The sequence below is a fragment of the Halorubellus amylolyticus genome (assembly GCF_034808145.1).
Classification (GTDB): domain Archaea; phylum Halobacteriota; class Halobacteria; order Halobacteriales; family Natrialbaceae; genus Halorubellus.
Map to the genome: position 1 here is coordinate 46,470 of NZ_JAXHGM010000008.1, position 23,149 is coordinate 69,618.

27 protein-coding genes and 1 pseudogene are annotated in these 23,149 nt (G+C 60.2%); 18 read left to right on the forward strand and 10 right to left on the reverse strand.

Annotated features, from left to right (window positions below):
- Window positions 1-49 precede the first annotated feature (49 nt).
- Both SM754_RS16110 and SM754_RS16115 read left to right on the forward strand, forming a co-directional pair.
- The gene (locus SM754_RS16110; protein WP_011222456.1) at window positions 50-634 is read left to right on the forward strand and encodes a hypothetical protein; all 585 of its coding nucleotides are present in this window, start codon (window positions 50-52) and stop codon (window positions 632-634) included.
- Window positions 635-678: 44 nt separating this feature from the next.
- Window positions 679-1,629: a hypothetical protein gene (locus tag SM754_RS16115; protein WP_011222457.1), complete on the forward strand. Its 951-nt coding sequence runs from the start codon at window positions 679-681 to the stop codon at window positions 1,627-1,629.
- A 36-nt stretch (window positions 1,630-1,665) separates the two neighbouring features.
- On the opposite strand, the gene SM754_RS16120 is transcribed toward SM754_RS16115, so the two are convergent.
- Together SM754_RS16120 and SM754_RS16125 are read right to left on the reverse strand one after the other, a co-directional pair.
- A complete protein-coding gene (locus SM754_RS16120; RefSeq protein ID WP_135807367.1) occupies window positions 1,666-3,030 on the reverse strand; it encodes a restriction endonuclease in 1,365 nt (454 codons plus the stop codon).
- A gap of 131 nt (window positions 3,031-3,161) precedes the next feature.
- Window positions 3,162-3,419, reverse strand: coding sequence for a hypothetical protein (locus SM754_RS16125; RefSeq protein ID WP_210425035.1), 258 nt, complete (start codon window positions 3,417-3,419; stop codon window positions 3,162-3,164).
- A 191-nt stretch (window positions 3,420-3,610) separates the two neighbouring features.
- Between SM754_RS16125 and SM754_RS16130 the strand changes: the two genes are divergently transcribed.
- The 6 genes from SM754_RS16130 (at window position 3,611) to SM754_RS16155 (ending at window position 7,589) form a co-directional block, all read left to right on the forward strand.
- Window positions 3,611-4,165, forward strand: coding sequence for a DUF6166 domain-containing protein (locus SM754_RS16130; protein ID WP_135807369.1), 555 nt, complete (start codon window positions 3,611-3,613; stop codon window positions 4,163-4,165).
- A 78-nt stretch (window positions 4,166-4,243) separates the two neighbouring features.
- Complete coding sequence (locus tag SM754_RS16135) at window positions 4,244-4,930, forward strand: DUF6166 domain-containing protein (RefSeq protein ID WP_103992924.1); 687 nt, start codon at window positions 4,244-4,246, stop codon at window positions 4,928-4,930.
- Complete coding sequence (locus SM754_RS16140; protein ID WP_280178011.1) at window positions 4,930-5,061, forward strand: hypothetical protein; 132 nt, start codon at window positions 4,930-4,932, stop codon at window positions 5,059-5,061. The genes SM754_RS16135 and SM754_RS16140 overlap by 1 nt, the downstream gene beginning before the upstream one ends.
- Entirely contained in the window at window positions 5,058-5,723 is a 666-nt protein-coding gene (locus SM754_RS16145; RefSeq protein WP_103992925.1) for a hypothetical protein, read from the forward strand. The genes SM754_RS16140 and SM754_RS16145 overlap by 4 nt, the downstream gene beginning before the upstream one ends.
- Window positions 5,720-6,262 (forward strand): hypothetical protein, encoded by a 543-nt coding sequence (locus tag SM754_RS16150; RefSeq protein WP_323677252.1) that lies wholly within the window; start codon window positions 5,720-5,722, stop codon window positions 6,260-6,262. The genes SM754_RS16145 and SM754_RS16150 overlap by 4 nt, the downstream gene beginning before the upstream one ends.
- 166 nt (window positions 6,263-6,428) lie before the next feature.
- Window positions 6,429-7,589, forward strand: coding sequence for a hypothetical protein (locus tag SM754_RS16155; protein WP_240728576.1), 1,161 nt, complete (start codon window positions 6,429-6,431; stop codon window positions 7,587-7,589).
- Between the two features lie 42 nt (window positions 7,590-7,631).
- On the opposite strand, the gene SM754_RS16160 is transcribed toward SM754_RS16155, so the two are convergent.
- Together SM754_RS16160 and SM754_RS16165 are read right to left on the reverse strand one after the other, a co-directional pair.
- Entirely contained in the window at window positions 7,632-8,186 is a 555-nt protein-coding gene (locus SM754_RS16160; protein ID WP_089649945.1) for a peroxiredoxin, read from the reverse strand.
- A 101-nt stretch (window positions 8,187-8,287) separates the two neighbouring features.
- The gene (locus tag SM754_RS16165; protein WP_089649946.1) at window positions 8,288-8,632 is read right to left on the reverse strand and encodes a winged helix-turn-helix transcriptional regulator; all 345 of its coding nucleotides are present in this window, start codon (window positions 8,630-8,632) and stop codon (window positions 8,288-8,290) included.
- 78 nt (window positions 8,633-8,710) lie between these two features.
- Here SM754_RS16165 and merA point away from each other — a divergent pair, with 78 nt between their 5' ends.
- Complete coding sequence (gene merA, locus SM754_RS16170) at window positions 8,711-10,165, forward strand: mercury(II) reductase (RefSeq protein ID WP_103992927.1); 1,455 nt, start codon at window positions 8,711-8,713, stop codon at window positions 10,163-10,165.
- Between the two features lie 3 nt (window positions 10,166-10,168).
- Here the strand turns inward: merA and SM754_RS16175 are convergent, their stop codons facing one another.
- On the reverse strand, window positions 10,169-10,576 hold the full coding sequence (locus tag SM754_RS16175; protein WP_011222470.1) for a CopG family ribbon-helix-helix protein: 408 nt from the start codon (window positions 10,574-10,576) through the stop codon (window positions 10,169-10,171).
- Window positions 10,577-10,679: 103 nt separating this feature from the next.
- On the opposite strand from SM754_RS16175, the gene SM754_RS16180 reads away from it, so the two are divergent.
- Window positions 10,680-11,501 carry a sulfite exporter TauE/SafE family protein gene (locus tag SM754_RS16180; RefSeq protein ID WP_103992928.1) on the forward strand — a complete coding sequence of 274 codons (822 nt, stop codon included), beginning with the start codon at window positions 10,680-10,682 and terminating at the stop codon, window positions 11,499-11,501.
- Here SM754_RS16180 and SM754_RS16185 read toward each other — a convergent pair.
- Complete coding sequence (locus SM754_RS16185; protein ID WP_103993006.1) at window positions 11,448-12,047, reverse strand: ArsR/SmtB family transcription factor; 600 nt, start codon at window positions 12,045-12,047, stop codon at window positions 11,448-11,450. The genes SM754_RS16180 and SM754_RS16185 overlap by 54 nt on opposite strands.
- Before the next feature lie 131 nt (window positions 12,048-12,178).
- Between SM754_RS16185 and SM754_RS16190 the strand changes: the two genes are divergently transcribed.
- The gene (locus SM754_RS16190) at window positions 12,179-14,455 is read left to right on the forward strand and encodes a heavy metal translocating P-type ATPase (RefSeq protein ID WP_135830602.1); all 2,277 of its coding nucleotides are present in this window, start codon (window positions 12,179-12,181) and stop codon (window positions 14,453-14,455) included.
- Here the strand turns inward: SM754_RS16190 and SM754_RS16195 are convergent.
- A complete protein-coding gene (locus SM754_RS16195; RefSeq protein WP_049938502.1) occupies window positions 14,452-14,658 on the reverse strand; it encodes a heavy-metal-associated domain-containing protein in 207 nt (68 codons plus the stop codon). The genes SM754_RS16190 and SM754_RS16195 overlap by 4 nt on opposite strands.
- 131 nt (window positions 14,659-14,789) lie before the next feature.
- On the opposite strand from SM754_RS16195, the gene SM754_RS16200 reads away from it, so the two are divergent.
- The 4 genes from SM754_RS16200 to SM754_RS16215 all read left to right on the forward strand — a co-directional run bounded on the left by SM754_RS16200 (window position 14,790) and on the right by SM754_RS16215 (window position 17,566).
- Window positions 14,790-15,005, forward strand: coding sequence for a DUF8129 domain-containing protein (locus SM754_RS16200; protein WP_089649990.1), 216 nt, complete (start codon window positions 14,790-14,792; stop codon window positions 15,003-15,005).
- Between the two features lie 123 nt (window positions 15,006-15,128).
- A complete protein-coding gene (locus SM754_RS16205) occupies window positions 15,129-16,130 on the forward strand; it encodes a DUF6610 family protein (RefSeq protein WP_011222476.1) in 1,002 nt (333 codons plus the stop codon).
- Between the two features lie 71 nt (window positions 16,131-16,201).
- Window positions 16,202-16,549, forward strand: a complete 348-nt coding sequence (locus SM754_RS16210) for a DUF8013 domain-containing protein (RefSeq protein ID WP_089649951.1) — start codon at window positions 16,202-16,204, stop codon at window positions 16,547-16,549.
- 87 nt (window positions 16,550-16,636) lie between these two features.
- Window positions 16,637-17,566 carry an ArdC-like ssDNA-binding domain-containing protein gene (locus tag SM754_RS16215; protein WP_135830603.1) on the forward strand — a complete coding sequence of 310 codons (930 nt, stop codon included), beginning with the start codon at window positions 16,637-16,639 and terminating at the stop codon, window positions 17,564-17,566.
- Window positions 17,567-17,690: 124 nt separating this feature from the next.
- Here SM754_RS16215 and SM754_RS16220 read toward each other — a convergent pair whose 3' ends face one another.
- Both SM754_RS16220 and SM754_RS16225 read right to left on the reverse strand, forming a co-directional pair.
- The gene (locus SM754_RS16220; protein ID WP_103992930.1) at window positions 17,691-18,386 is read right to left on the reverse strand and encodes a nucleotidyltransferase domain-containing protein; all 696 of its coding nucleotides are present in this window, start codon (window positions 18,384-18,386) and stop codon (window positions 17,691-17,693) included.
- On the reverse strand, window positions 18,383-19,054 hold the full coding sequence (locus SM754_RS16225) for a helix-turn-helix domain-containing protein (protein WP_049909607.1): 672 nt from the start codon (window positions 19,052-19,054) through the stop codon (window positions 18,383-18,385). Before SM754_RS16225 ends, SM754_RS16220 begins: the two co-directional genes overlap by 4 nt.
- Before the next feature lie 228 nt (window positions 19,055-19,282).
- Between SM754_RS16225 and SM754_RS16230 the strand changes: the two genes are divergently transcribed.
- From SM754_RS16230 to SM754_RS16240, 3 genes and pseudogenes are all read left to right on the forward strand, one after another.
- Window positions 19,283-20,101 carry a hypothetical protein gene (locus tag SM754_RS16230; protein WP_103992931.1) on the forward strand — a complete coding sequence of 273 codons (819 nt, stop codon included), beginning with the start codon at window positions 19,283-19,285 and terminating at the stop codon, window positions 20,099-20,101.
- A 172-nt stretch (window positions 20,102-20,273) separates the two neighbouring features.
- On the forward strand, window positions 20,274-20,597 hold the full coding sequence (locus SM754_RS16235; RefSeq protein WP_004594473.1) for a DUF6788 family protein: 324 nt from the start codon (window positions 20,274-20,276) through the stop codon (window positions 20,595-20,597).
- 93 nt (window positions 20,598-20,690) lie between these two features.
- Window positions 20,691-21,288, forward strand: a pseudogene (locus SM754_RS16240) (DUF8170 family protein).
- 454 nt (window positions 21,289-21,742) lie between these two features.
- Here SM754_RS16240 and SM754_RS16245 read toward each other — a convergent pair.
- Complete coding sequence (locus SM754_RS16245) at window positions 21,743-22,999, reverse strand: orc1/cdc6 family replication initiation protein (RefSeq protein ID WP_004594472.1); 1,257 nt, start codon at window positions 22,997-22,999, stop codon at window positions 21,743-21,745.
- Window positions 23,000-23,149: the final 150 nt, after the last annotated feature.

Here is a 23,149-nt window from a genome sequence, read left to right on the forward strand (position 1 = left end):
GTTTCAGCGCCGGCGATGGGTGCCGGCGCACACGCGCCGGCGAGTACCGATGTCGACACGGAGCCAACTCCGATTCGTCCAACGAGTCGAACAGACCGGTGAGACAGATGGCAGCGCCGACCGCGTCGCGCAGGTGTACCGGCATTCGGACGGGTATCCCGGGAGCGTCCTCCGGGATCTCGCACAACTGAAAGAGCTGCTCGATGCGACCCGCGCAGAGCGTGGCCCGGGCTACACGGCGGCGACCTTCGTGTTCCTCGACAAGCTCTCGACGGTCGACCTCTACCTGGATGGCGACCCAGAGCGAACGATCGACGCGGCTCAGCCAGCGGATCTCCTCGAGCCGTCCAATATGGAGCACCTGGACCAGCCGCTGTTCCTGCTGGGCCACGGCGTCGAGAATCCGGCCGACGGCATCCACGGCGACGAGGAGTACCTCTACGTCGTCGAACTCCCGACGGAGAACCCGTTCGACGAGCCGACCGAGTGGACAGTCAAAGTGAGCGGTCACTCCGCGTTCCCCCGCTGGGACGGCCCGACCGACGAGGCCTTCGAGCAGGCGAGCTGGCAGTTCCACGGGTCGCTCGAGGACGCGCTCGCAGAACTGGTCCGGGACGAAGCAGTCGTCAAGTAAAATCCCAAATCGTATTTATACAGTTAGGGTTTAGAAAGACCCAGATGATTTCGAAGGCCGGACTCGCCGTGCTTGACGCGCTGAGTACCGGCCGTGAAGCAACACCGGCGGAACTCGCGGCCGAAACCGGATATTCACGAGACCATCTGTACGACGTACTCAACGAATTGCTCGCAGCGGGATTGCTCACAGAAACCCGTGGGTCCAGCAATCAGCGTCGTGTCCGCATCGCGGAACATCCAGTTACCGAAGCGTATCGAACGCTGCAGTCGGAGTTCAGCCACGTAGACTGGACGGAACTGCTCTCCCCAGCCACACTCCGCGTGTGTTGGTATCTCGATAGACCACGACACATCGCTGATATCGCAGACCGGCTCGGAATCACTCGACAAGGTGTCCACAGCGCGTTATCACCGCTCAAGCACCGAGCACTACTCTCCAGATCTGATTCGAAGTACGCCCTTCATGACGAAGTCTCGCCGCTGTTGGCGTTCGCCCGGGCTACTGTAGAGCACGAACATCGAGCCCGAGTCCGGGAAATCGCTCCCAGTGCCACGATCGCGTGGTGCGATCCGAAGCGAGCACTCGTTCGCCTGCAGACCGACGAGGATACGGACGCACTCCAAGCAGCTCCGGACTGGGAGATGACCGGACTGGGTCGGTTTACAGCGTATGGTCTACAGTTTTTCCTCGCCGGCGAGCCTCCGTTCTGGTATGCTCCGGACGAAGACCTAACGCCTGCTGAAGTCGTATGCCATACGCTCCTTCTGGATAGCGGATCTAGGCGGGTCAGCTATTCGATGCTGCTGATCGAGGCGGAGGATATCGATCAGGAGACACTCGTCGAGACCGCACAGTGGTACGACCTGGAACCCACTGTGAAAGCGTTGTATCGGCCACTTCAGGGCGACTTCGACAGAACAGATGATCTGCCAGTCATCCTCCCAAAAAAGAACGAATATATGGCACTCAAAGACCAGTACGGAGTCGCGTAACACCAACCACGCAGTCTGGCGGAAAATTGCGATGGGTTAGATGATGCCGCCGATCACGAGTAGTCCGACGACGAGCAGCAGCGTCGCAACCACGCTCCCTCCAGCAAGCAGCTTGTTCTCCATCGCCTTCTCGTGGAGGGGCATCTCGGCGTACTCCTTGCGGAACGCGTCGAGGTTCTCCTCGTCGTAGAAGTACTTCCTCTTCAGCGCGAACCGTTCGGTCACCGCACAGCCGGTACAGACCGGCTCCCCTTCGAGCCGTTCGGTCTTGATGTGGGTGTCGCAGGCGATCGCCCCGCAGTTCGGACAGTAGGTATACGTCTCGTCAACGCCGCTCGTCTCGCAGTGGACGCACCGATGGATGCCGTCCTCCAGAGTGACCCGTGAGGGGCCAGCAGAATAGTATTCGTACGGATACGAGTACTCCAGTATCTCTGTCGTCTGCCGAACCTCAGGTAGATACACCGGCTCAATCGATTGCACTGAGATGTCCGAGAGATTCGGCTCACACGTCTTGTTGTACGTGACGTTATTGTCGCCGGTGTAGGTCACCGTCGTCGTGTGGTAATCCTGGAGGCGGTCAACAGCCCACTCCTTGTACTCCGTTTGGGTCTGGCCGAACCGTCGTTCGTCGACGTCGTCGAATACCTCGGTAAACTGCCCGGTATCGAGGGGAACCGTCGCGTGGAAATTCTCGGTGACCAGCGTCGCGACTTCGTCGTCGGCCACCTTCGGATGGCCGCGCTCAGCGTGGACAACGAACTGTGTGCGGTCGTTGATCCGGTGGATGACACCGACGGAGGTCTCAAAGACAGCGTTCGTGTCGGCGGTGATCGCAACCACCGGTCGGAACGTCACTTGCGAGTGCGGCACCGGCAGATCCGCAGCCTCGATGTTCTCGATGTCGCGGAACGCCTCCTGGACAGGTGCGTCGACATCCGCCGCCGGGTCGTACGGCCGGAGCGTCTCGTCACAGAGGATCTCGATGCGGCCGTTGTAGAGATCGAGACCGATCTCGTCGGCGATCTCCCGGAGGTCCTCGCCGTCGATCAGCTCGATGGGAAAGGGATCATCGTTCCGCTGGAGCCGATCTGCGTACTCCTCGGCAGGGTTCGTAAATCGACCAGTGGTGGCGACCATCCCGCGCTTTGGACCGTCGAAGTCGAACGTCGCGATGGCCGAGTGTAGCTTCTGGACGACCGGCCGGCCGACCGTCCCGGTGTGCTTACACTCGACGATGATCGCACGCCGGGTGCCGTCGACGACCTCCTCCATGATGACGTCCCGTCCCTCGTCGGCCGTCCGCTCGGCCTGGCGGACGTTCTCGTAGCCGAGGTTGCGGAAGACGTCCTCCATCAAGTCCTCGAACTCGAATCCCGAGAGGTCGTCCAGTACAGCCATCCGAATGTAATTGGATAGTATCTTGCTATAACTAAATACGTTGCCGACGGTGGCGACGAAGTCCCGACGACGTGAGCGCTGGTGTTGTTGTTCGTCCCGCAAGGGGCGCGGGACGACACATTCGTCCCGGGTTACCGATGAGTTCTGAGAGCAACAGCGAGATCGCTCCCGACAACTGGTGGTTGCAACGCCGAACAGAAGACGACCATTTCGTGTTCGCCTACGAGTTCTCGAAATCCGTCCTCTGCCACGTCCAGCAATCCTCGGACTGGCTGGTCCGGGTCGATCGAGCCGATGGGACGATCCTCTTCAGCCAGCACGACCTCCGGTCCCGAGAGGCAGCATTCGCGCTCGCCGAGAGCGTCATGGAGCTCTGTACACTGCTCCATCGGGAGGTCGTCACGGAGCGGAGCCAAGCGCGAAAGCCGATGTACGTCGGGTCCCGACCAACCGGGACCGCGAGTGCGAGCAATCAGGAAGCCGGACGCGGTCCAGACACCGCCCGTCGACCGTTGGACTCCCGTCCCCGTCAGCCCCTAGAACGACCACGAGGTATGGGTCACTGGGAGGGTGGGTTTCGATGACCGGCGGCCGAGCGTACCGCGGTGAACGCTGTATGGGTGGACAGCTGGTGTACACGCCCGATGGCGACGTGCTGGACAAGCACCTCCACGTCCTACGCCGCGCCCCTGGCGGGTTCGACTGGGGACCACAGGCTGACGAGGCCCGCATCGATCAACTCGCGATCGCGCTGCTGGCCGATTCAGCGACGAAGAACATCGCGCTCGACCACTACAAGGAATTCGCGCGGTACCTGCGTGAACAGCTCGAGGGCGACGAGTGGCGACTCCCGACCAGCGACATTTCGGCCGATACCTGGTCGCGAGACATCGACGTGGCTGATGAGACGCCCTCACCGGAGGACGTCGACATCACGGCAGTCGATTTCGACGAGATGACCTTCGCGGTCGAGCGAGCGCTCTGCGAGAAACACGACATTAGCATCCACCAGAGCGTCGACGACCGCCGCGAGGAACTGGAAGACGCCCGCCAGGCAGTCCAATCAGAAACTACCGACTCGGAGGAGTCACAGACCGACACCGGCGGGTTCGAGTTCCCCGCAGCTAGCCAGTAGGGACGGTGAGGGCGTTTCCGGCTCTGTTTGTAGAACCCCCGAGAGGGGTGCGGGGGTCACCACTCCCGCAACGTACCGATGAACGGGAACGCCCGACGCACCACGTCGAACGTAGTCCAGACAGAAGCGCTCGCTAACCGTCGCGACGACTCCGTCGAATACGTCGGCTTTCGCATCGACGGCCAGGCCGTCGTTCTGAATCTCTCCGAACACCAGCGTCTCACCCCGGATCGAAGTCTCGATCTGGTCAACCACAGCCCGACAGGCTTCGAGTGGGGATACGCTGGAAGCGGGCCCGCACAGCTCGCCTGTGGGCTCCTCCTCGACTACTACAACGACGCCCAGATCGCGAGAGAACACTACATTGGGTTCCGGAATTGCGTGATCAGCCAGCTCGAGTGTGACGGCCCGGCGGCGTGCTGGCACCTCACCGGCGAAGAAATCGACGCGGCGATGGCGACGATCGCCGACGACGTCGTCGCCCTTCCCGACGGCGGGGGGCCGTCACCGACACTCCCCGAGAACTGGCGAACGGTCACTCGCCCTGACCGGCGAGTCTTCCAGCGGGCTGATCGCGACCACTACATCGTGCTTGGGGAGGGAACCGACGGCTGGCTGGCCGTCCTCTGTAATCAGGGCGATCGCGCCTATCCGGCACCCCTGGCGAGCCGGACGGTTTCGGACGATGCCGATGTCGAGCAGGCCATCCGGGCCCTGGTCGACGAGAGCAACAACCTCATCGAGCCACCGGAGGGGGAGTGCTGATGGAGACAATTCGGCTGTTACGAGCCACCCACCAGCTGCTCGAACGCGGGGTCGAGGCGCTCGAGAAAATCGGTCGCGAACTGGAGCGGTACAACGACTGGCAAGAGCAGACTGACGGCACCGACTCGTGACTCAGACACGTTCTCCCGGCCAGCGGCGGAGTACCGGGTTCCAGTACACGCGCACTCCCGAGGGGTGCTCGTGTCCCATTCATCGCGACGGCCAGCCGGTCACGGCGCCGCTCGGCCTGCGGTTCGCAGAGCGCGTCCATATCGAATCGATCCCACGGCACGTCGCCGGCGCGATCTACGAAGCCCATCATTCCTATATGGACAGTGTCCCGCGGACGAACCTCGTTCATCACGGGCTCTGTTACCAGGACCAGCTACTGGGTGCGATTACGTGGCGCTATCCACTGATTCGCTCGCTGGACTACGACGGCACGCGATACGAGGGTGACGAGATCGTCGAGGCAGCACGGATCTGCATCGGCGTCGACTTCCCGAATCTCGCCTCCGCCGCCCTCGCCCGGTCGATGGAACGATTCGTGCGTCGGCACGGTCGGCGGCGAGGCGTTCGCCTTCTGCTGACGTTCGTGCGAGCTGACTTCGACGGCTCGATGATTAAAGCGCTCAGAGACAAGGGCTGGCACTGCGCCGGGAAAACGGAACCCGGACAGGCAGGTAACCGGCCCGACAAGCAAATCCGAGAGCGGCCGAAGTGGCGGTTCCTCTGTGAAGTTCCTGATGAGTCTGAGCGGGAACAGTCCTCACTCGGACGGTGGGCTCCGTGACTACGAATGCTCGTCTCGATGAGTTTGCAGCAGAGGAAGACTCGGACAACCAGCCGGAGCGCGATCCATCTGTAGTCGAGCGACTGTTGGGCCCGATATCACCGGCCCAGGGGCTGCGACTCATCCCCGGCCAAGGTGACCCGGTGTACCTCCAAAACAGGGGAACTGAACGCTACCTGTTCCGGGATGCCCACGAGCGGTGGTTCATCCTCCAGCCCTCGGCCAAGGAGTCGGTCGACGACTTCGTTCGCTGGGTGTATCTCCCCGACGGCAAACCCGCCGAGATTGCCCGGACAGCGATCCGTCAACGGACGGTTCGCGGCTACCGGTACGTTCAGCGAAGCGGAGCTCCCGAGCCGGTTGGGACGACGGTGACAGCGATGTACGTCAGTGAGCCCTGGCCCGACGATGTCTACGAGTGTGGATCCTGCGGAGCCGAGTTCGAGTCGCCCCATGCTCACGCCCTTCACTGCTGGGAGGACCATCCCTGGGTTCCGAACCCGGAGCAGGTTCGGCTACGCCGCTCCAGCACCGAGTAACGACAGTGCGACAGTTTCCCGACGGTGGTTCGATTAACCAACAGACAGCCGCTTCCTAGGTTAGTGTTGGTTAACGTGGTGTTGTTGTTGCGCCCGGCAGAGGGGCGCAGGGCGCGAGACGATGCAGGCAGCCGTCGATGAGCGTTCCTGCGTCGAGGTGACTACGATGAAAGACCCAGAGTCGAGAACCATCTTCGCAGGCGTCGATGGACGTACCGACACCGAACTACCCGAGTGGTATCGTCAGCGTCACGGCGGCAAAGACACCGTGAGCTTCGCTGAGGCGATCCGCGACCTCCCGCAGGCCGTCGAGACGACCGTGGCGTACCAGAATCCGTACACCGACGAGTGGGTCGAGACGGAGCGGTTCAACGCGCTCGTCGAGCCGAGTCGCGCTCGAGAGCAGGCCCGTGAGGAGGACGCCGAAACGGATTCTTTGTTCCATATTCCGACCGACTCGTACTCGATCATCAACCCGGTCGACGTCTACGGCCCTCTGGAGGAGGTCCTTCGGGAGGAGACTATCGACCGAACGCCGCTGGGTGACGTGATGTTCGGCGAGATTCGTCGCTACCGGGGCGGCGGCGAGGTCCATATGGACATCATGTTCGACGGCCTCGAAGTGCGCCTTCCCGGCCGGTCGGACCCGATCACGATGGGCGTCACGTCGGGCTACGACTTCTTCGGTGAGCACGCCGTCTACGTCGAGGGGTTCGCCCAGGACGGGTACTGTTCAAATACGATGCGTTCGCTCACCGACAAGGAGGTCATCAAACACGTCGGCGACGTGCGGAACTTCCGCACCTGGTGGGAGGAGCTTCTCGCACAGGTCGAACTCGTCGCCGACGACCTATTCGAGTTCATCCGGGACGCCCAGGACATCGACCTCGACTTCTCGGAGCTCCCGTTCACCGTCACGGAGTTTTACAGTCTTCTGGGCTTCCCGGACTACCTGGCCGAGCGCGCTGCGAGTGATGCGGAGGCCAACGCGACCTCCCCCGTCGAGATCGATATGTGGACGCTGCATTCCGGCGCCACGTACGCGCTCACCCACTTCTTCCAAGGCAAGGAGGGTGCGTCGCTGGACGGCTACGTTCGCACGGCCAACGACATCCTGTTCAACCCGGAGGGCACCATCGAGCGCGTCGAACGCGCTTACGAGGAGGAGCTGGAGACAGACGGCGATGACGGGTCGCAGGCGTCGCTCGCCGGCGAGCGCGCGCTCGCGAGCATCGAGCGCATCAGCGACGATCTGCAAGAGAAGGTCAACCAGTTCGAGGAGCGCGAGGACGCGCTTCGTGAGCGGTTCCAAGATGCCATGAGCTGATTGTCGGAGCGGCGTTCACTGATACAATCCTAAAATAGCAGTCTACGTTAGAGATTCCGGTTCCTCGTTATATTCGACTACTAATTCGACATCCTCAGGACCGAATTCATCACGTTCCGCTTCAAGCGTATCAAGAGCGTCTTTAACCGGGAAGAAATCCGGCTTCTCGAGTGCATCTTCTGTCGCCCAGGCGTATCGAATCGTTTGCTCGGAATCAATGAGAAACACGGCACGCTGCGGGACGCGCTCGTGGTTCTCCCATTCATCATAACAGATGTCATATGACTCGGCAACCCGCCCGGAACTATCACTAAGTAACGGGAAATTGAGGCCGTATTCCTCGGCGAATGCTCGATGGGCGTAGACGCTGTCACCAGAAATTGCCCAGACATCGAGAGCGGGCGTTAGCTGAAACCACTCTGCATCGCGAATCGCACACAGTTCGTTTGTACAAATAGGACTGAAATCAAACGGGTAAAATACCAGCAACGCAGCCCGATCATTGGCTGTTGACTCATCCAAGCAGTACCCGGTTTGTTCTCCGTCACGGAGACCCGGAAGAGTAAATGACGGTGCAGACGCTCCCTCGTTTATCATACGACATAGTAGCACACGAAGACAGGATAGTCATTGGGTCAGCACTCCGATCTGAATTGCTCACCACTTGATGTGGGATGAAATTCACTAAAGTCCGTACGTCAGGAGTTCGCCGTCGCCCACTCAAGAAGCGGTTCTAATCTCGAACGAATCTCATCACCCTCGTCAGTTAGCGCGTATTCGACGCGTGGTGGAATTTCGTTGTACTGCGTCCGTGAGACGAGTCCTGCCTCCTCGAACTCGTCGAGTCGTTTCGAGATTGTCGAGGTACTCGCCGTCGGGAGGTGCTCCTCAATCTCCGCGAACCGCAGCGAATCGTGTGCGCCGATGATGCTGACGAGTTGCATCGCGTATTTCCGGCTCAACGTGTCGATGACACCCGTGAGCGGACAGTAGCACGTCCCCTCGACATCGCACGCGGGCGCCGATGACGTAGTGTCTGCCATAGCTTCGTGGCCTCCAACCTACTCCATAGCTTCGGACTCTGGAGTACAAGAACTTCCCGTCGTAAAGTATAGGCACAGATGACTCAGACAGCCGACTACGATCTCGTGATTCTCGGTGGCGGCGCCGCAGCCTTCGCCGCAATCACCGAAGCGAGTCGACGCGATCTCTCGACAGCGATGGTGAATACCGGCTTGCCCATCGGCGGGACGTGCGTGAACGTCGGCTGTGTTCCGAGTAAGCATCTCCTTGCCGTCGCCGAGAGCGGAGCTGCAGCGTCGGAGAACCCCTTCGACGCCGTTCGATACCCCGAGGAGCCGACCGTCGATTGGGCCGCCGCCCTCAACGACACCGACGAACTCGTCGAGCGGTTCCGGCAGGAGAACTACGTCGACGTCGCCGAGCACTTCGAGATCGACATCTACGAGGGGTACGGCCAGCTGGTCGACGATACTACCATCGAGGTCGTCGACGGCGCCGACGAGGGCGCACACATTACTGGGAAGAAGGCCCTCGTCGCGACCGGCAGTTCACCGTGGGCGCCGCCCATCGACGGCCTCTACGACGTCGACTACTACACGAGTGAGACCATCCTCGAGGAGCGCGACCTTCCCGAGAGTATCCTAATGCTCGGTGGGGGATACATCGCGCTGGAGTGGGGACAGATCCTGCACCGTGTCGGCATCGACGTGACGGTTCTCCAGCGCTCCGACCGCGTCCTCTCGGACATGGAAGGCCAACTTGGTCGCGAGATGCAGCGTGCATTCGAGGAGGAGGGCATCGAGGTGATCACCGGCAACGACTTCCAGCGCGTCCGCACGCTAGCAGCCGACGGCGGCGCCGAAGCGATTCAGTCAGGCGTCGCCGTCGAAACGACCATCGACGGAGACGAGCGAACGGTCACCGGCGACGCGCTGTTCGTCGCGACCGGCGTCCAGCCGAATAGCGAGGGCATCGGCCTCGAAACGGTTGGGATCGAAACGAACCCCGACGGGACGATTCGTGTCGACGAGTACTTCCAGACGACGAATCCCGACATCTACGCGGCGGGCGACGTGATCGGCGAGCCCGAACTGGAGACCGTCGCCGCCAAGGAGGGCAATCACGCCGTCAAGAACGCGTTCGGCAACGAGGGCGTCAGCATCGACTACGACGCGGTGCCAGCAGTCGTGTTCACCAGCCCGGAAGTCGCCGCAGTCGGGACGACAGAACGCGAGTATATGGACGAGCACGGCACCTGCTCGTGCCGAACCGTCCAGATGGCGGATGTCCCGCGAGCGAAGGCCGTCGAGAACACGGATGGCCTCGTCCAAGTCGTCAAACACCACGAGACTGACGAGATCGTCGGCGTCCACATGGTCGGCCCCCGTGCCGCCGACATAATTATGGAAGCCACGCTTGCGGTGACGTTCGGCCTCACGGTCGACGACATCATCGACACCGTCCACCCGTTCCCGACGTTCTCCGAGGCGTTCAAACAGGCCTGTCAGGCGTTCCGACGGGACATATCGACGATGAGCTGCTGTATCGAGTGAATCTCACTCCGGGTCGGCCGGCGCAGTACTGCGGAGGAGCATCGTCTTCACACGACCAACCCCATCGAAATCACGGAGCCGATACACGAGTTCCCGCACCCGCGCCGCATCGCCATGACAGAAGACGGTCTCTAAACACCACTCGCCCTGGTGGGTATGGCTCATCGTTTCGATGACGTCCTGAAACTGGTGCTGGGCCGAATGGAGATCGTGAATCACCTCGTGGTGCTGGTAATCGAATGCCAGTACAGCGACGACCTCGCCTGAAACCTCCTCGAGTTGTGAATGTCCCTCGATGTATTCCTGCATCGCTTCACGAATCGCCCGCGAGCGGGAGTCCAACCCCTCAGCCTGCCATGTCTCGTCGAACTCCTCGAGAATGTCCTCAGACACGTTCAAGCTCGTGCGCATACTCCCCAATTGATCCCCTACTGTCTTGACCCCTCGATTATTACGGAATTCACGTTTCAGTCTTAACAACCGCTATACAGCGCAGGGATAGAGGAATATATGAATGCTCCACGGCGAGGCGTTTCCACTGTTGGTCGGCGCGATTGCGCTCGGATTCGTGCACGGCATCGAGCCCGGACACGGATGGCCGGTCGCCGCGAGTTATGCACTCGATCAATCCAATAAGTGGCTCTACGGACTCGCCGCCAGCTCGCTGATCGGCATCGGCCACCTCATTAGCAGTCTGGCGATGGTCGGCGTGTTCTTCTACGCGAAATCCTACTTTCAGCTGACCCAAGTGAACGAGCCGATCTCGATTCTTGGCGGCGTTTCCATCGGCGGTCCAGTCAGCATCGTCGCAGGCGTCTTACTCATCGGACTCGGGATTCGAGAGTACACGCACGGCCATTCTCACCAGCACGAGGACAGCCACGGACACGACCACGATGAGCATACGGAGGAGCAGTCGAGCCACCACAGTCACGGCACGCCACCCACGCACGAACACTCCCCGGATGGGCTCCTTACACGGGTGAAAATTCGGCTTGGAAAAATCGGAGGGCACTCCCACGAGCACGGGACCGATCCGGCTCCTGACGCCGACCGCGGACTCCTCGGAATCGCCTGGTTCGCATTCGTCCTCGGGTTCGCTCACGAAGAAGAATTCGAGATTATCGGCCTCTGTGCCGGTTCGACGTACTGTCTGGAGCTGATGACTGCGTATGCGCTGACGGTCATCGTCGGCATTGTCGGGTTAACGATGCTCCTCATCGCCGGCTATCAGGAGTACGAAGAAACAGTCGAGCGGTATACACCGTACCTGCCGCTGTTCTCAGCGACCGTCCTCATCGTCATGGGACTCGGCTTCATCGCCGGCGTCTTCTGAATCACGCCGAACACTCTCCAGCGTCCCATTCTCAGTAAGGTCAATAAGCGCGCGATTTAGCAGTTCACGGAGGACGAACTCCTCGTAATGCTGTGTTGCACAGTACTCGCACGGCTTCATTTCTCGTGCCACCGCTTCGATGTCGTCGCCGTGCTCCCCATAGAGCGTCTCAACGAGCCCTGCTAATTCGGCTGCCGCGGTTTCCTGCGCCCCAGCGAGCGTCTGCTCAGCGTCCTCTGGTAGGTCATACGAAAAAATCCGCGTGTTCGACTTGTAGTACTTCCGCGTCCCCCCACCAGCTTCTTCGAGCCGGGCAATCTCGACCATCCCCGCATCCTTCAGGACGTTCACGTGGTGGCGCACCGTCGTCTCCGCCTTTTCTTCGCCACGACGATGCAGTTCGTCGTGGATCTCCTCGATCGTCATTTCCTCGGTTGCGAGCATGTCGAGGATCTTCACCCGGACATCGTTCTCCAGTGCCTTCGCTTTCTCCGGGTCCGTCGTCACGACTTCGCGGATCGGCACGTCAGATTCGAGGAGCGCCATTCTTGTGACGACATAGACGGACAACGACAGTAAGAGTAACGCCATTCCAACGACAGTGGTAGTATGATATCGAGACCGCTATAACTCTCGTCATAATGGTTATCCGCGTCGCACGATAACCAACAGGTACGATGGGAACGACACACGACCAATTCAACGTCGGGGGGATGTCCTGCTCGTTCTGTGCCGAGAGCATCAAGAAGGCCTACAGTCGAACCGACGGCGTTGAGGACGTCGACGTGAGTCTCGCCCACGAGGAAGTTCTCGTCGAATACGACGACGACCTGCTGAGCGAGGTCGAGGTAAAGGACACGCTCCGAGACCTCGGGTACACCATCCGCGACCCTGACAAAGCGAAGCGGTACGAGCAACAGCAGGCCGAACTCTCCGACGGCAAGCGTCGCCTCCTCATCACCGGTGGCGCATCCATCGTTATCGCTGCCCTGATGGGATGGATGATTTTCGTGATGGGGCGCTTCGAGTCAACATCTCTCGGGATGGATCTGGTGACTCTGGGGCTGGCACTCGGGACGATGTTCGGGCCCGGCCGCTATATCAAAGAGAAAGCCTTCCAGAGCGTGCGCCGGGGTATCTTCAACCAGCACGTCCTCCTGGAAGCGGGCGCGTTCGCCGGACTCGTGGGTGGACTGCTTGGCCTGTTCGTCTTCCCGAGCTTCCCGACCGTTCACTTCTTCGCCGTCTCCGTGTTCATCACCACCTATCACATCCTTTCGGAGTACACCAGCCTCATCGTCCGCACGCGAGCTTCCCGAGCCGTCCAAGGCCTTCTCGACCTCCAGCCCGACACGGCACGCCGCGTCAGTGATGACGGTGATGTCGAGGAGGTCCCTGTCGACGACCTCGACGTTGGCAATCGCGTCCGCGTCAAGCCCGGCGAAAACATCCCCGTCGACGGCACGGTCGTCGAGGGCGAATCGATGGTCGACGAGTCGGTCGCTACCGGCGAGTCCATTCCCGAAGAGAAGGCCGCCGGCGACGCGGTGATCGGTGGCAGCGTCAACGAGACCGGGACGCTGCTCATCGAAGTAACTGCAACCGGGGAGGACGCGTTCCTAAACCAGGTCGCCCGCGAGATCGAGGAGGCGCGGGCGATGAAGCCCGGCATCATCCAGCTCGCCGACCGCGTGCTCAAGTATTTCGTCCCCGGCGTCTTGACGATCGCCGCGCTCTCGTTCCTCTTTTGGGTGGTCGCACCACTCGCGTGGGGGGCAGCCCCCAACGTCCAGCGCGGGGCGTTCGCAGCCTTGGCGGTTCTCGTCCTCGGCTATCCGTGTGCGCTTGGGATGGCGACACCGCTCGCCCTAATTCGGGGTGGCGGGAAGGCGGCGAACCGCGGCATCCTGATGCGCTCCGGTGACGCCTTCCAGATATTTCCCGACGTCGACCACATCGTGTTGGACAAGACCGGCACCATCACCGTCGGCGAACCCGCCGTCAGTGAAGTCGTCGCGTTCGGTGCCGACGAGGTGGATGTACTCACGACTGCGGCTAGCGCGGAGGCCTTCTCTGAACACCCGCTCGCAGATGCGATCCTCGAGTTCGCCGACGAGCAAGATGTCGAGTACGCTGACCCCGATGATTTCGACTCCGTGACCGGCAAGGGCGTCCGGGCAACCGTGGCCAGCGACGACGTGCTGGTCGGGAAACCGGGATGGCTCAGCGACGAGGGGATCGACCTGTCGAAGGGGAGCGACGACATCGAGCGACTTCAGGGCCACGGCCTCACCGTTGCCGGAGTTGTTCGTGACGGTGACCTACTCGGTCTGATCGGTATCGGTGACGAGGTCAAGAGCGACGCCGCTGCGACCATCCAACGGATGCGAGACGCCGGCATCACGCCCGTGATGATCACTGGAGACAACGAGCGCACCGCAGACGCGGTCGCCGAGGAGGTCAGTATCGACCGCGTCATGGCCGACGTGCTGCCCGACGAGAAACGCGAAGAGATCGGTCGCCTGCAGGACGAGGGTCACCGCGTAGCGATGGTCGGCGACGGCATCAACGACGCTCCCGCACTCACGCAGGCCGACATCGGGATCGCCATCGGCGCCGGGACCGACATCGCCATCGAATCGGCGGACATCGTCCTGATGGGCGACCGGCTTGGTGGCGTGATGGACGCCTACGAGATCGGGAACGAGAGCTACCGGAAGACCCGTCAGAACCTCGCGACGGCCTTCGCGTTCAACGGGGTCGGTGTCGCCGCCGCGACCACGGGGCTCGTTCACCCGGTGTTCGCGATGCTCGCGATGGTGCTGTCCGTCTCGGCCGTCCTCGCCAACAGCTTCGCTGGTCAGCTCCTCTCCGGCGAGGGTGTCAACACCGAGTTCGCCCTCGACGACCGCACCGACGGCGAGCGTGGAGACGGCCGAGTGACAGCCGATTAAGCCACTACGTCGTAGCCAGCTTGTTCGATTGCCGCGTTCACGTCGTCGTCTGAGACTCCATCCTCGAGGACCACGTCGACCGTGTCAGCTTCGTGGTCGGCCTCGATCCGATTCACATCATCGAGGTTTCGCAGGGCGGTCTCCACGTTCTGTTCGCACCCGTTGCAGGACATCCCGGTGACTGAGATCGTCTTTCGCTCCATGCGGGCCTGTAAACACTCGCGGGGAATGACCATTACGGTAACCGTTGTATCGGTTTCATCTCTATTAGAGGTGGACATTATCGTCCGGAGAGTTGTTTGTGTCGGCCCCAAAGGGGTGGAGGCTCTTTGAGATGGGAACCACTGACGACGAAGAGAGCGACGAATTCCCTCCAGAGAAGCGTCTGGAAGCACCGAACACGGGCCTGATCAAGGCAGGGATCGCGACGATTCCCGATATGGAAACCTTGCAAGAGTGTGTAGCCTACGAGAACGCCCACCAAAATCGAACGCAGATTCTGCGCCGGCTCAAGTGGAAAGCTGAAGAGTTGCGTGAGGACGAAGGGTAAGCGCTGTCCTTAACCAACACACTCCGCGTGAGTTTCCCTATTGTTGGTTAATATGCTGTGCCGCGGTTTTTCGGGCCCCTGAATGGGCGCGGGGCGACCAACAGCCGCCTCGCGAGTTCCGTTATGTCCCTCGGTTTGAGTCCAGACTCCAGCACGGCTAGCGACATCGCTGTCGCCAGACAAGCGGACCATGTGGCGTTCCTCCATCGAGCCCCATTCGTCGCCGATTCTCTCGCCCTCGGATTTCTCCCCGGGTTTCGGGAAGACTGTGGGTACCAGACGGACCAGTACCTGAACCTCGAGATTCCTGTCGGGATGCTCGACAACGATTTTCGGGATCCCGATCTGGAGCGGTTCGTCGACCGCTTTTTCGAGTACGAACCACGTGTCGGGGTCATCGGGGACGTCGACGAAATCGACGACGTCGACGCCCACGTCGCTGCTGCTCGTGAAATCCAAGCGAGCTACCCCGAAGCTGAGCTCATCGTCGTTCCGAAGTCGCGGGCGGTGATCGACGCGATACCTGAGAACCTCGTCCTCGGGTATTCACGGGGATACGCCGACCGCCTGGCCCACGATTTCTCCGATCCAGCCGATTGGAGAGGGCGGCGCGTCCACATTCTCGGCGGGAGTCCGCCCAAGCAGCTCGACGCTATTCGACAGTTGACCCGACCGACACTCACTGACGAGCCACCGGCCGATATCGTCGGCGTCGACTGGAACGGGCTGCATCGCGGCGCACAGTTCGGTGAGTTCTGGACGGCCGACGGCTGGGACGACAGCGGTCGCGACGCCGACCACGTCACCGTCCGAAAGACGGTGCGCCACAGCCTCGCTCGGGTCCGTGAGTTCTGGAGGGCGCACGGAATCTGGCCCGAAACGACACCGCAAGACGAGGGGCTCAACGTCGAGTACGAGGGACCGAGCCCTGCCGATCTCGAGGACGCCGCCTGTACCGAGTGCGGGACGAACGTCTGGCGAACCCGCCGCGGCCCGTACGTCGCCGAGTACGATACCGGCGCAATCTGTGGATACTGCAGCTACGAGTGCTACTTCAGCCACCGTCATCGGAACAATCTAGAGGAAATCGCCGGCGATCAGAGCGTCTACCTCCCGCCGGCGTGACTTCGCGACCTGTTTTTCGTGCCCCCAGAGAGGGCGAGGGCTCCTTCGAAAGCTCTCAGAGGTGACTTCCAGTGAGTCAACAACAGAGTCCCGACAACGTCTCGGTCGACGATATTCCCGTCGATATCGACAACACGCAATCAGCGGAGGTCGATCCAGCCGACGTCCCCGACGAAATCGAATCCATCACCCGTGGGCTCGCCGGTGAGCAGCCGCCGACGAATCCCATAGTGGTTCTCAAGGCGGCCCGGTGGTGGTACATTCACGGCAAGGGCGGCACGGATCCCGCCTTCCAGTGGGCCATCGAGTGGGCGCGTCATCTTGCGACCGACACGCCCAGTGACGTCGAGCAGTTCGACGAGTTCCTCGAGTACCTCGTTACGGTCGGCTTTGCAGACGAACGTCACGAGCTCCGCTAACCGACAGAGCGGTTTTTTGGACGCCCCTGAAGGGTGCGGTGCGGTCTGAACAGACGCAGTCGCCGTGAATTCGATTCGGTGATCACGATGTCTACGACCAGAGACTCGTCGGTCTCCTTCGACCAGACCGACACGCGATCAGACGAGATGAACAGTACCATCGAACAGTGGATCGACGACCTTGTCGCCGGCGTCGACGACGCGCAGGCCAGCGAAGAGTTCCAAGAGTGGCTCGATGTCCAGAGTCGTTTCCACGACTACTCCTACCGGAACACGCTCCTCATCAAGCGACAGTGTCCCGAGGCGAGCCGGGTGGCTGGCTACCGGACGTGGCAGGAGGAGTTCGACCGCCACGTCAAGGAGGGTGAGTCGGCCATCTGGATCTGGGCGCCGATCATCACCAAGCAGTGCCCGGAATGCGAGAACTCGCCGAGCTACCACGAGGACAGTGACTGTGAGTACGACGAGACGCCGCCCGAGGAGTGGTCGAAAGGACTGGTTGGATTCAAACCAACGGCAGTCTTCGATGTGTCTCAAACCGAGGGCGAACCGCTCCCCGAGCTGGAAACCGAGGCAGCTGGTGACGCCGACGACCTGGTGCCAGCGCTCCTTGATGCAGCAGCTACGCTCGATATCGACGTCCGTGTCGTCGACGCTGCCGAGTGGGAGCATGGCGACGCGAAAGGCGTCTGCAAACACCGGACTCTCCACGGATGCCAACCCGTCGTCGAAGCGAAAGCCCGCTCAAATCAGGCCGATCTCGCCGTGACGTTGATTCACGAGTACGCCCACGCACTGCTCCATTTCGATGTCGACGACGAACCCGAGCGTGCAAAACGCGAGATCGAAGCCGAAGCCGTTGCGTACATCGTCGGGCGGTATTTCAACCTAGATACGAGCGGATCAGCGTTCTATCTTGCCGCGTGGCAGGACGACGATGCGGAGAGCATTCAGGAGCGACTCGGCCGGATCAGTTCGACCGCGCAGGAGGTCATCGGGACAGTTGTAGACGGCTGAACACCTCCTTCCCGGCTGTTAACCAACGCCGGAGGGTACTATCCCACTCTGTTGGTTAATTCGTTCGGCGTCCGACCCTGCGTGTTTCGATCGGTCTCAAGACATACCCCACCGGCAGTCGATGTTATAGTTCAGAATCGATTCGGCGCTGCTGGTCACGAAGGAACTCAACGACGGCATCGATATCCTGTTCGGGAACCGTTTGCTGTTCGAAGACCCCTTTGAACGCGTCCGCAAAATCTTCCGACGTGAGCCGGTCGAGAACAGTCTCGATGCGACCAGCGAGCTTCTTGGACACCCCGCGATGAAGATGGGTCGCGATCCGGTCGAAATCCGCGTCAGCAGCCAGCACCACCAGATCCCGGGAGTCTGCCTTGCGGCCACTGTGAAGTTTCACGGCAAACAGCAACTCCCGTTCCGGAATCCTGGCTGTTACCGGGCGCCCGGTTCGCAGTTCCTGGGTGACGGAGTGCTGGGCCAGATAGCGATACGACCATTCAGCTTCCGTCTGGCGACAGCCCAGCGCGTCCACCATCGCGTCGAACCGAACCGGATTCCCGATGTCTTTCGTGAATCGAATAGTACGGCCCTCGTAGAGCTCGTTTCGCTCGACGTCGGCCGTTTTCTCGTAGCCGCGGGCGGTGAGAAGGTCGGTGTAGTCGTCGACCGCTTGTGCCGGAATGACGACGTCGACGTCCGTGGTGAAGCGCTGATTGAACGCCGCGATCGCCCACCCACCGACGAGCACGTACGGCAGGTCAGCGTCAATGACTGTCTCCAGGGTGTCCAGCAGCTCGTCTTCGCGTTCGCCGAGGCTCATGCATTGAGACGCGGATCCTCGTGGGACGCGTCGATATCACGGTCGTACTCGTCGGCGATCATCTCCAACGCTGGCTCGTAGTTCACCCGGTACTCCAACATGTGCTCGATTGTCTCGTCCAACGGAATGACCGGATTGCCGTCGACCCACTCGCGAGTGATCTCCCCACTCGTCGGGAACAACACGTACGAGACGGTCGCGTCGTAGTCGCTCGCATCCGGCCGCTCTTCAATCCGGCTCGGAATCCCGAACTCATCAAAGAACGCCGTCCACTGTTCGACGTCCTGATCGGCGACCTGGATGAAGATCGGATAGTCGTCGTGGCCGCGGGCGATCTGATAGCCGCCGTGGGTCCAGACGTAGACGCCGTCGATTTTCGTGTACGCAAAGGGCATCCCGGCGAAGTGCGGAATGACGTAGCCGTCGTCGATCGAGGGGGGAACAGCGCGAGAGATGGCCGCGACGAGATCGTAGTAGCGATCCCTGACAGCGTAATTCTCGATGTAAACGCCGTCCTCACGCCGGATGAAGCCTGCGTCCTCCAACCGCTCGATCCAGTCGTAGACCCACGAGTAGGAGCCGTCGATCTTCTGGGCGATTCGCCGGATCGAGTCACCCGGCCGGGCCGCGACCATGATCTTCGCCGCGGTCTCGTCGACGTACTCCATCATCGCTAGTTATTGGTATCGCATCTAACGGTATTAGTCTTGTCCCCCGTATTCCCTATAAAATTATCTCTATACAGATATACCATTCTTGGCTCCGGTAATCCGATCCGGCTCAGAATTTGAGCGGAGATGAATTAACCAACAGAGGATACGATGGATCGCTATTCGTTGGTTAAGTTTTTCAGCGCCCGCCGAAGGGCGGAGGCGCACTCCTGTCTCCACCGACCTATGACCGACCGATATCTAACGACCGTTCTCGACGAGGCAGAGCGAGTCGCAGAGCACCATGAGCAGGTCGCCCAATCTTCGGACCATCCGGAACACGAGTATCTCAGGTACGCCGTCCTTCGGCTGCTCGAAGGAGAGGCTGACGACACATCGGTGGAAGTACCGCAGGTTGACGGCGTGACTGTCGGCTACGGAGAGGACGACGCGATGTGCAACAGTTGGGACGACGACGTCGAGTGGTGGGAGACGGTTCCGCCGCAGGAGGAGTGTACTCGGTTCCGGGTGTTCTACCCCGACGAGTACGACGCTGTTCCGCGAGTCATCGTCGACGTGATGGCAGCACTCGGGGCGTGGCGTGTCTGGACTGGGAGCGCTGCCGCCTGTGGCTCCTACGACCATCGCGAGCGGCGGGAAGTCCACTATCTGTGGCCGGAGGGCCATCCAGTTGAGGCCCTGCTTGCGGATCGTCTCCAGGATCCCAAGGCTGCGGTTGCTCCAGACGGCGGCCGCACCGGCGACGTACGCGATCGGATGGTCGTCACGGAGCACTCAACCCAGCACGACGACCTCGAGCCGCGAACCAGACGTGCCGTCGACGAATCGATGGCCGTCTCGCTGCTCGAAAAGGGTGGCCGCTATGAGGTCCGATCGGCGTCCGGAAACTGGTATGAAGTCGACGTGATCAGCGAGTCGTGTACGTGTCCAGACTGGCGGAAGCGTACGCCCGAGGGCGGCTGTAAACACCTCCGGCGAGTCGATCAGGAGATCAAGCAGGGGCGGGTCCCACGACCTGATGGGCGTCTCCCCTCGAACTCGTAGGATCGCCCAGCGTTCGAGATCTCCCGAGGCTACTGTAACATCAGACGAAACTCCTTGATGGAGAGTTTCGAGTATTGATACAGCTGCTGGAGAACCGGTGAGAGCCGTTGGTAGCGGCTTAACCAACAAAACTATGCGGTTTGCGCCTTTGTTGGTTAACACAGATCGGCCCATGTCCTACGAGCCACCGACGCCCCCAGCGGACCTCCCCACCGACGTCATCGACACACTCAACGACTATTCACCCGAGCTGCTCCGAGACGTTGCCCACTATGCCGAGGACCTCGCCGAGCATCGCGAGCGCCAGGCCCGCCTTGCCGAAGCGGAGGAGGAAGACGAGATCGACGAGCGACCCGATGACCTCCCCGATGATGTCCCGACGAAGGCGACGATCACGATCAAGGAGATCAACGATAACCGCTACTACTACTGGCAGTGGCGGGAAGGAGATCGCGTCAAATCAAAGTACAAATCCCCAGTAAATCCGGACGAGTAGACGGACTAGTACCTCAGTCGGATGGCCAGTTGTTCGGGGAGACACCCCGTCTGCGAAGTGAAAGACGCAGGGTACGAGAGAAGTCCCGAGTTGATGAGTGAGGATCCGGTCACTGTCGACGAACTCGTCGAGAAAGCCGACGAGTATCTGCACGAAGCCTCACCCACACCGGAAGAATACGAAGCGCTGAAACAGAGTGTTGCGGAGCTCACGCCGATCTTCTCAGCTGAGAATTCGTACTTTGTCCTCGGCAGCTACGGGAAACCCGAAATCCGTCCTCTCCAGCTCGTAAAAGATCGCCTCAACCGACAGCCCGGTGCGTACGCGTTCCTGATGATCGACATTCGAAGCGAGTGGACGAATACCTACCTCAAGTTCCGGCTGCTCGCCGATCATACAGACGTCATCCTGGGCGTCACCGAACACGCCCAGGGCTGCTTCCTCGTCGAGCAGGGCTACTTCACAGCCCTTGAGGAGTACTTCGCGAAGACGCACGTGTTCAAACACGACGTACAATACGATAGATGTGGACGCGATCGACACAAACGTAGCCGTCGAGAGTCCCTACAGTGGAATGCAGACCGCGATCTTCGAGATGCTCAACGATGCTAGGCGTCTCTGCCGGTGGACGACTGAGGACGACCTCGTCGAGTGTACCGAGGCTCTCGTGAGTGATCAGGAATACCCGTAGACAGAGACGAATCGGTTACTCCCACCCCCGACGTTTCTGTCGTTTCTCCACGAAATCCTGTTCACCGATGGCCCAGACAACGAATGAACTCGAACAGGAAGACATCCCCCGTTTTCGAGTAGTAAGTGCGGGGTGAATCCGTGCAAGATTGGGTCTTCGAACCACGAACCCTTACGCGATAAGTAGCCCACTGAAGAGCGATTGCAAATGCTCGTAAATGAAATTTCGTTTAAATGCTGTCAGACACTCCACTATTGCCAGTAAAATCGGAGGACAAGACGCTATTTGATGAAATTGGCAACGGTGGTCCTGATAGTAACTAGTCGGATTGATTAGAACAAGGAAGTTACTGGCAACACCGGAGAGGGTACTGGAGAAACTGGCACTGACGGTTGCGCGGTTACTGGCAAAAGTGGAGAGGGTATTGGCAGTACTGGTGTTGGCGGTTGAGAAGTCACTCCAGAACCCGATGCCGCTTGGCAGTTTCACGAATGTCGTTGAGCTCACCTAGTTCGCTCTCGAGTGCGTCGAGGGCCGACGACAGAGAGACATCAAGCTCGTATTCGTTGTAGTTCCCGCGTCCACTCGACGAGTCGACCAACCGTAAGATCCCGTGGAGGCTCAAATCCGACAGGTGGTCGTGTACTCGCCTGCGTTTCAGTGGTTCACTGCCGTGATTACGAAGAACCTCTCGATAGCGCTCATAGATCAGTTTCGTCCGTTCGGGTGTTTCTCCCTCTGCCGCTAGCTGACAGACAGTCAGCAATACATATTGCCCCTGCCGGGTCAACGAATGCATCCCTTCGACAACCTGTTGTCGTTGGATCTGATGCTCGGCCTCCCGAACGTGGTCTTCGGTGATTTTCGCCTCTCCACCCGCCATCGCGTCGTTCTCGGCGATATCAGCTGCTTTCCGGAGTAACCGTAATGCCTGCCGAGCAGATCCCGAGTCCTGTGCAGAGAATGCTGCGCACAATGGGATTACATCTGATTCGAGGACATCGTCGTAGAGCGCGATATCGGCTCGGTGCTTGAGAATATTCTGCAGTTCAGTCGCGTCGTACGGAGGGAACAAGATTTCCTCTTCGCAGAGAGTGTCCTTGACTTTCGGAGAGAGGTTTTCTCGGAACTTGAAGTCGTTCGAGATGCCGACCACACCGATTTTCACATCGAGATCCAATTGCGAGCGTGCTCGTGGAAGCTCGTACAGAATATCGTCATCCGAGCCGATGTTATCGATCTCGTCCAGAACCACGAGAATAGTCCCACCGATCGACTCAAGGTCGTTGTAGAGTTCGTTGAAGATGCGTTTTTGTTGATACCCGGTTTCGCTCATCGGTTCGCGCGAAGACGAGACTGTGGTGAGAGGGTGAGAAGGAGAGCGAATCTCGTTCACGAGATTGACCGCTACCTGATAGGATGTGGTGCAGCCAGTACAGTTGAGTTCAATAACGTTGAGATCGACGTCGTCGTACTCTCCGGCGGATTCTTGCAGCTCCTCAAGAAGATCGTGCGTAGCAGCTGTCTTCCCGACGCCGGTAACGCCATAGAGAAAGACGTTGTTCGGTTGCCAGCCCTGAATGACGGGACGGAGAGCGGCCGCATATTCGTCGAGTTCTTCGTCCCGCTCCTCGAGTGTCTCTGGCTGGTAATCATCCCGGAGGACGTCTTTGTCTTGGATGATGAACGATTCTCGATTGAATCGGCCCATAGGCGGACTCAAGACGAAGAACCATCATAAAACCATGGGTTCCAGTATCACCACTAACCCACCACTCGAACCAATTATGCCAGTGTCGCATCCACTTATAAAACACACACACTCCACTATTGCCAGTAAACCTTTGCAACAACTGGAGGG

Excerpts from the sequence above, each read along its gene's own strand:
- SM754_RS16125 (WP_210425035.1), bottom strand. The coding sequence starts at position 3,419 with ATGGAGCAGTGTACAGAGCTCCATGACGCTCTCGGCGAGCGCGAATGC.
- SM754_RS16225 (WP_049909607.1), bottom strand. The coding sequence starts at position 19,054 with ATGGAGTACGTCGACGAGACCGCGGCGAAGATCATGGTCGCGGCCCGG.
- SM754_RS16175 (WP_011222470.1), bottom strand. The coding sequence starts at position 10,576 with ATGCGCACGAGCTTGAACGTGTCTGAGGACATTCTCGAGGAGTTCGAC.
- SM754_RS16180 (WP_103992928.1), top strand. The coding sequence starts at position 10,680 with ATGCTCCACGGCGAGGCGTTTCCACTGTTGGTCGGCGCGATTGCGCTC.
- SM754_RS16205 (WP_011222476.1), top strand. The coding sequence starts at position 15,129 with ATGTCCCTCGGTTTGAGTCCAGACTCCAGCACGGCTAGCGACATCGCT.
- SM754_RS16130 (WP_135807369.1), top strand. The coding sequence starts at position 3,611 with ATGACCGGCGGCCGAGCGTACCGCGGTGAACGCTGTATGGGTGGACAG.
- SM754_RS16155 (WP_240728576.1), top strand. The coding sequence starts at position 6,429 with ATGAAAGACCCAGAGTCGAGAACCATCTTCGCAGGCGTCGATGGACGT.
- SM754_RS16220 (WP_103992930.1), bottom strand. The coding sequence starts at position 18,386 with ATGAGCCTCGGCGAACGCGAAGACGAGCTGCTGGACACCCTGGAGACA.
- SM754_RS16110 (WP_011222456.1), top strand. The coding sequence starts at position 50 with ATGTCGACACGGAGCCAACTCCGATTCGTCCAACGAGTCGAACAGACC.
- SM754_RS16215 (WP_135830603.1), top strand. The coding sequence starts at position 16,637 with ATGTCTACGACCAGAGACTCGTCGGTCTCCTTCGACCAGACCGACACG.
- merA (WP_103992927.1), top strand. The coding sequence starts at position 8,711 with ATGACTCAGACAGCCGACTACGATCTCGTGATTCTCGGTGGCGGCGCC.
- SM754_RS16235 (WP_004594473.1), top strand. The coding sequence starts at position 20,274 with ATGTCCTACGAGCCACCGACGCCCCCAGCGGACCTCCCCACCGACGTC.
- SM754_RS16140 (WP_280178011.1), top strand. The coding sequence starts at position 4,930 with ATGGAGACAATTCGGCTGTTACGAGCCACCCACCAGCTGCTCGAACGC.
- SM754_RS16120 (WP_135807367.1), bottom strand. The coding sequence starts at position 3,030 with ATGGCTGTACTGGACGACCTCTCGGGATTCGAGTTCGAGGACTTGATG.
- SM754_RS16115 (WP_011222457.1), top strand. The coding sequence starts at position 679 with ATGATTTCGAAGGCCGGACTCGCCGTGCTTGACGCGCTGAGTACCGGC.
- SM754_RS16200 (WP_089649990.1), top strand. The coding sequence starts at position 14,790 with ATGGGAACCACTGACGACGAAGAGAGCGACGAATTCCCTCCAGAGAAG.
- SM754_RS16135 (WP_103992924.1), top strand. The coding sequence starts at position 4,244 with ATGAACGGGAACGCCCGACGCACCACGTCGAACGTAGTCCAGACAGAA.
- SM754_RS16230 (WP_103992931.1), top strand. The coding sequence starts at position 19,283 with ATGACCGACCGATATCTAACGACCGTTCTCGACGAGGCAGAGCGAGTC.
- SM754_RS16160 (WP_089649945.1), bottom strand. The coding sequence starts at position 8,186 with ATGATAAACGAGGGAGCGTCTGCACCGTCATTTACTCTTCCGGGTCTC.
- SM754_RS16165 (WP_089649946.1), bottom strand. The coding sequence starts at position 8,632 with ATGGCAGACACTACGTCATCGGCGCCCGCGTGCGATGTCGAGGGGACG.
- SM754_RS16185 (WP_103993006.1), bottom strand. The coding sequence starts at position 12,047 with ATGGCGCTCCTCGAATCTGACGTGCCGATCCGCGAAGTCGTGACGACG.
- SM754_RS16195 (WP_049938502.1), bottom strand. The coding sequence starts at position 14,658 with ATGGAGCGAAAGACGATCTCAGTCACCGGGATGTCCTGCAACGGGTGC.
- SM754_RS16245 (WP_004594472.1), bottom strand. The coding sequence starts at position 22,999 with ATGGGCCGATTCAATCGAGAATCGTTCATCATCCAAGACAAAGACGTC.
- SM754_RS16190 (WP_135830602.1), top strand. The coding sequence starts at position 12,179 with ATGGGAACGACACACGACCAATTCAACGTCGGGGGGATGTCCTGCTCG.